Annotated in this window: 4 protein-coding genes; 1 reads left to right on the top strand and 3 read right to left on the bottom strand. The window is 36.4% G+C overall.

Annotated elements, in window-relative coordinates:
* Positions 1–124: 124 nt before the first annotated feature.
* Positions 125–301 (bottom strand): hypothetical protein, encoded by a 177-nt coding sequence (locus IEV72_RS06125; RefSeq protein WP_188458212.1) that lies wholly within the window; start codon positions 299–301, stop codon positions 125–127.
* Between the two features lie 765 nt (positions 302–1,066).
* Positions 1,067–4,519, bottom strand: coding sequence for a pyruvate carboxylase (locus IEV72_RS06120; RefSeq protein WP_188458211.1), 3,453 nt, complete (start codon positions 4,517–4,519; stop codon positions 1,067–1,069).
* A 193-nt stretch (positions 4,520–4,712) separates the two neighbouring features.
* On the opposite strand from IEV72_RS06120, the gene IEV72_RS06115 reads away from it, so the two are divergent.
* A complete protein-coding gene (locus tag IEV72_RS06115; RefSeq protein WP_188458210.1) occupies positions 4,713–5,819 on the top strand; it encodes an alkene reductase in 1,107 nt (368 codons plus the stop codon).
* Between the two features lie 66 nt (positions 5,820–5,885).
* Here IEV72_RS06115 and IEV72_RS06110 read toward each other — a convergent pair whose 3' ends face one another.
* Positions 5,886–6,341, bottom strand: coding sequence for a DUF4168 domain-containing protein (locus IEV72_RS06110; RefSeq protein ID WP_188458209.1), 456 nt, complete (start codon positions 6,339–6,341; stop codon positions 5,886–5,888).
* Positions 6,342–6,413 lie beyond the last annotated feature (72 nt).

Here is a 6,413-nt window from a genome sequence, read left to right as displayed (position 1 = left end):
ATCTAGCATAATTACTAATCTTATTAGGAAGAACTATACTAACACTAAAAGATTTATTATGGAGCCAATGTGCCAAATTCTCATGATATACACCAGTTGCTTCCATTACAAAAATTAAATCAGATTAATTAGTCTGCAGTTCTTTAAGCCATTTGAGAAGCTTTGAAAATCCTTTGCTGTTATTTTTAAAGGTTGCAAAAGTTCTAATAAATGTTTTTAAATCATCTGATAATACTGCATAACAACAAACCAGTTCAACTTGGGCAACATCAATACCCACAATTTGCTTTAATAATTTCATAATTAAGTTTTACAGGTTAATAAATAAAAGTGGATGTCTCCCTTCGTTTTTTCTCCTGGTTGAATATTGTTGCTACAAAAACTAGAAGCTTATGTGCATTACATTCTGTTTAAACTCTAAGAGAAAGAAAGAGATGAGGCTATGATCTTCGCATGAATATACTTTGAAAAAGCTATTAAGTTTGCAATAGGCTCTCATCTCTCACCACTACTTTTTAAAGATAAAACAAACATAGGAGTTTGCAACTTCGCAGAGTCAGTAAGAAGTTAGGTTAGAGTTATACTCGGATTTCAAATCCGAGTTATCACAGTTTTAGCATCGAGCGAAGTCGAGATGTGGCTGGTTCTCGACGCTATGCGAAGTTTGCAACTTCTCATCATTCAAAATGTATCATTTCATTCAGTTTATACTTTTTACAACTTGCTGCGAAGTCTCAGACTTCGCAGTGCTAGTTTTGTAATTTTATTTAATATAAAATAATATTTTTAGTACTGTTTTAGCATCGAGCGAAGTCGAGATGTAGCTAGTTCCTCGACGCTATGCGAAGCTTGCAAATTCGCAGAGTCAGTAAGAAGTTAAGTTAGAGTTATACTCGGATTTCAAATCCGAGTAATCACAATTTTAGCATCGAGCGAAGTCGAGATGTAGCTGGTTCTAGACTTCGAAAAGCTAAGTTGTACTCGGATTTCAAATCCGAGTAATCACAATTTGCAAAATACTAGCGCTATGCGAAGCTTGCAACTTCGCAGCATTCAAATTAGCTAATTATTCCAAACGAATAACCAAATCGTCAGCAAAAACCATGACACCAGGTTGCAATACCACTTCTTCCACTTTTCCGGAAGCGTTTGCGGTTACTGTGGTTTCCATCTTCATGGCTTCAATCACAAACAAAGCTTGATTTTTCTCCACCGTATCGCCTTTCTTCACCAAAATTTCAGTTAAAGAACCTTGCAGTGGTGCACCGATGTGTTTTTCGTTTTCCTTATCAATTTTCTGGTGTTGAACTTTATCGACCTTAATGCTTTCATCGCGAATTAACACCGTTCGGGTTTGTCCGTTTACTTTAAAGAAAACGGTTTTAAGCCCATTATCGTCAACTTCGCCAAAGGAAACAAAAGTGATTAACAGCGTCTTTCCGCGATCCAGTTCCACTACAATTTCTTCTCCGGGTTCCATTCCATAGAAAAAATTCTTGGTGGGTAAATTGAATACGTTTCCATATTTCGCGTGGTTTTCATGCGCATCCTTGAAGACTTTTGGATATAATTTATACGAAAGAAAATCGGTTATTTCTAGTTCACGATCCATTCCATCAGCAAATTCTTTTTGAAAAGCCTTGAACTCCTTATCAAAATCGATAGGTTCTAAATGTGCATTTGGTCGATCGGTATAGGGTTTGTCGCCTTTCAAAATAATTTTTTGAATACGTTCTGGAAAACCACCCACAGGTTGACCTAAATCGCCTTTAAAGAAATTGATGACCGACTGCGGAAAAGAAAGGCTTTCGCCTTTGTCCAACACATCTTGAATACTCAAGTTGTTGCTCACTAAATACTGTGCCATGTCCCCAACTACTTTGGAGCTAGGCGTTACCTTGATGATGTCTCCAAACAACTGATTGACTTGCGCATACATATCGGTAATTTCATGGAAACGGTCTGCCAATCCAAGCGATTCGGCTTGTGGTTTTAAATTGGAATATTGTCCACCCGGGATTTCATGTTTGTATACTTCTCCACTACCCGACTTCAGTCCAGATTCAAATGGATAATAATAGGTTCGAACTTGTTCCCAGTAAATAGAATATTCATTCAGTTTTTCTAAATTTTGTGGATTTTCGCGTTTGTGGTACTTCATCACTTCAGCAAAAGCGTTGAAATTGGGTTGTGAAGTTAATCCTGATAAACCACCTAATGCAACATCTACCACGTCTACTCCTGCTTCTACCGCATTCAAATAGGTTGAAGCTTGCATGGAAGTGGTGTCGTGCGTGTGTAGGTGAATAGGAATGTTGATTTCCGACTTCAAAGCTGTAATCAATTCTGTTGCGGCTTTGGGTTTCAACAAACCTGCCATGTCTTTGATGGCTAAAATGTGTGCACCCGCATTTTCTAAATCTTTGGCAAGTTGAAGGTAATATTTTAAGGTATATTTTTTTCGATTTGGATCTAAAATATCGCCCGTGTAACACATGGCAGCTTCCGCTAAACCTTGGGTGTTATTTCTTACATATTGTATACAAGGCTCAATGGATTTCATCCAGTTTTGTGAATCGAATATTCTGAAAATATCTACACCATTTTCCCAAGATTCGGTTACAAATTTTTCGATTAAATTATCAGGATAAGCAGTATACCCTACTCCATTTGAACCGCGAAGCAACATTTGCAACAACATATTCGGCATGGCTTTTCTGAGTAAACGTAAACGTTCCCAAGGATTTTCATATAAAAATCGCATACAGACATCAAAAGTAGCTCCACCCCAAACTTCCATCGAAAACACTTCCGGATGATTCTTAGCAAATCCTTCGGCTACTTTCATCATGTCATAGGTTCGCATTCGGGTTGCTAACAAACTTTGGTGCGCATCGCGCATGGTGGTATCGGTATACTGAATTTTGTTTTCGTTCTTCAACCAATTGGCAAATTGCTCTGGTCCTAATTCGGTTAACTTATCTTTTGTTCCTTTCGGATAATCTCCTTTTACATCAAATTTGGGTACAGCCGGTTTTAGGAATTTGGCATCTGGATTCTTCTTTTTTACGTTGGGATTTCCGTTTACGGTTACATCTCCGAGAAAGCTCACTAATTTTGTAGCTCGGTTTCTAGGTTCTTTGATGTCAAACAATTCAGGTGTGTTTTTAATGTAATTCACCGTTACTTTTCCATCACGGAAAGTTTGATCTTTTAGAATGTTATCGAGAAAAGCAATATTGGTTTTTACACCACGTACTCTAAACTCCGCTAACGCACGGCGCATTTTTTTACAAGCATCATCTAAAGTTCGGCTGCTTGCTGAAATCTTTACTAACATGGAATCGAAAAACGGGGAAATGGTTGCCCCTTGGTAAATGCTACCTGCATCTAAGCGAATTCCAAAACCGGAAGCACTTCGGTAAGTGGTGATGGTTCCGTAATCCGGTTTAAAGTCGTTTTTAGGATCTTCCGTAGTAATTCTACATTGTACGGCAAATCCGTTCAACTCCAACTGTTCTTGACTTTCGATATTGATTTCTGGGCTGTTTAATGGATAACCACCAGCAACATACAATTGGGTTTTAATTAAGTCAACTCCGGTAACTACTTCGGTAACCGTGTGTTCTACTTGAATTCTTGGATTTACTTCAATAAAATAAACGCTTCCATCATCATCTACTAAAAATTCAACCGTTCCAACATTATTGTAGTTTACTGCTTTGCAAATTTTCACTGCATAAGCATACAATTTTTCTTTCAAATCGTCACTCAAACCGTATGATGGTGCCAGCTCAATTACTTTTTGGTAGCGGCGTTGAACCGAACAATCCCGTTCAAATAAATGCACGGTGTTTCCGTGGTTATCAGCTACAATTTGAACTTCAATATGCTTGGGATTTTCTACAAATTTTTCTAGGAAAACGGTTTCATCTCCAAAGGCATTTTTGGCTTCACGTTTGGATTCAGTGTAGGCATTTTTAAGTTCTTCAATAGACCTTAGCACACGCATACCACGTCCGCCGCCGCCAGATGCGGCCTTCAACATTAATGGAAACCCGATTCTGTTAGCTTCTTTGGTGGCAATTTCAAGATTGGTAAGCGATTCTTGATTCGATTCGATAATAGGAATGTCGTTTTCAATAGCCACGGTTTTGGCCATGATTTTATCCCCTAAGGATTCTAAAACAGAAACTTTGGGTCCTACAAAAATGATGTTGTTTTCTTCACAAGCTTTAGCAAACTTGGCATTTTCAGAAAGAAATCCATAACCGGGATGAATAGCATCTACATTGTTCTTTTTGGCAACCCGAATAATTTCATCGATATCTAAATACGGTTTCAGCGGTTCTTCATCTTGACCCACTTGATAAGATTCATCTGCTTTATATCTATGTAATGAATACCTGTCTTCAAAAGTGTAAACTCCAACGGTACGAATTCCCATTTCTGTGCAAGCTCTGAATATTCGAATAGCAATTTCTCCACGATTGGCGACCAGTACTTTTTTAATTTTCATCTTGATTTGTTTAGGGTGATTGTAATTTTCTTAAAAATATAAATATTATAAATGGAAAGCTGAATCTATTGAAAATTAAAAGCTAATTTTAACAAACAGACTTATTAGATGGTGTTCTTATTTATTCTATTTCATTTATTAAAGCTTTAACTAGCTTAAACTTATCTATTAAATACATTTGAATAAAAAATTTATGAGTGAAAAACAAGCCTTATTACAACCAATGCAACTAGGTGCAGTTGCTTTGAAGAATAGAGTTATTATGGCTCCTATGACCAGAAGTAGAGCTGACAATCCAGACAAAGTTCCTACTGATTTGCATGTAGAATACTACAAACAAAGAGCAAGTGCTGGATTAATTATTACCGAAGGTGCTCAGGTTTCTGAACGTGCCGTTGGATATGTAAACACACCAGGGATACATACTATAAAACAGTTAAATGCTTGGCGAAAAGTTACCAAAGCAGTTCATGAAGAACGCGGAAGAATTTTCATACAATTATGGCACGTAGGTAGAATTTCGCATCCAGATTTTCATAACGGAGATAAACCTTGGGCGCCAAGTGCTATAAACCCTAAGACCAAATCTTTTACACCGGATGGTTTTAAAGATACCGTAACTCCACATGAAATGAGTACTGATGAAGTTAAAGCCACCGTACAAGAATTTAAAACTGCTGCTAAGTTTGCAGTTGATGCAGGTTTTGATGGTGTTGAAATTCATTCTTCAAACGGATATTTATTTCACCAGTTTTTCAATAATTCATCTAACCAACGTACAGATGAATACGGCGGAAGTGTTGAAAACAAAACACGTTTCTTTTTTGAAGTTTTAGAAGCAGTCAAAATTTTCTTTCCAGAAGATCGAATTGGAGTTCGATTGAACCCTTCTTTACATGGAATTTTTGGAATGGAAGCTGATGAAGAAACCATTCCTACTTTTGAATACATCGTGAAGCAGTTGAACAATTATGACTTGGCTTACTTACATTTATCTGAACCTTTTAACGATGTAAGTGAATATGATTTTTTAGTAGATAACATCGCTAAACATTTCAGACCGCTTTACCATGGGAACTTAATGATTAATGCAGGATTTGATAGAGAAAGTGGAAATGAAGTAATCAATAATGAAGAAACAGATTGTGTTGCATTTGGAAAGCTTTTTATTTCCAATCCGGATTTAGTGGAACGATTTGAAGATAAAGCCATGTTAGCTGATTGGGATGAAGATACATTTTATACGCCTGGTAAAAAAGGATATACAGATTATCCAAAACTTCCCGTTAACCAAGATTAGGACTTGAATTTATGCAAAAAAAAAGCTCGCAAATTTGCGAGCTTTTTTTTTATAAAATAGTGGAATTTATTTTTGACCTTGACCTTGTTGACCTTGTCCTTGGAAACGTTCCATCAATTTTTGTTGCATTTCTGGATCAGTTTGTACCAATTGGAAAATTTCTTGGTATTTTTCCATGCTTAAACCTGAAGCTTTAATTTTTTCTTCCATCTGAGCTTGCAATTTTTCATTTTTAGCTTCTAACTTAGATAATGCTGCTTGATGTTGCTTCTTTTCTTTAGCAGTAGCATCAGATTCTGTATTAAGATCTATACTTGCTTGATGAATTGTATTAAAACGTTCTGCAGTTAAACCTTCTTCTTCAATAACAGCAACCATTTCCATCTGAGCTTTGTTATTTTCTTGTTGAACAGTTTGAAATGCTTTTGCAAACTTGTCAAATTGCTCGTCTGTAACTTCTTGTGCGAATAAAGCAGTTGTACCAAGAGCGAATACAAGTGCAAATGCGAATACTTTTTTCATTTTTAAAATATTTAAGTTTTTTGCGAATATAAAGATAAGTGCTAAAAATGAAAATTAGCAGAAAAAATGTTT

The sequence above is a fragment of the Psychroflexus planctonicus genome (assembly GCF_014640195.1).
Classification (GTDB): domain Bacteria; phylum Bacteroidota; class Bacteroidia; order Flavobacteriales; family Flavobacteriaceae; genus Psychroflexus; species Psychroflexus planctonicus.
Note: the sequence above shows the minus strand (reverse complement) of the source record. Positions and strands in the feature narration are given on the sequence as shown.

Excerpts from the sequence above, each read along its gene's own strand:
- IEV72_RS06125 (WP_188458212.1), bottom strand. The coding sequence starts at position 301 with ATGAAATTATTAAAGCAAATTGTGGGTATTGATGTTGCCCAAGTTGAA.
- IEV72_RS06120 (WP_188458211.1), bottom strand. The coding sequence starts at position 4,519 with ATGAAAATTAAAAAAGTACTGGTCGCCAATCGTGGAGAAATTGCTATT.
- IEV72_RS06115 (WP_188458210.1), top strand. The coding sequence starts at position 4,713 with ATGAGTGAAAAACAAGCCTTATTACAACCAATGCAACTAGGTGCAGTT.
- IEV72_RS06110 (WP_188458209.1), bottom strand. The coding sequence starts at position 6,341 with ATGAAAAAAGTATTCGCATTTGCACTTGTATTCGCTCTTGGTACAACT.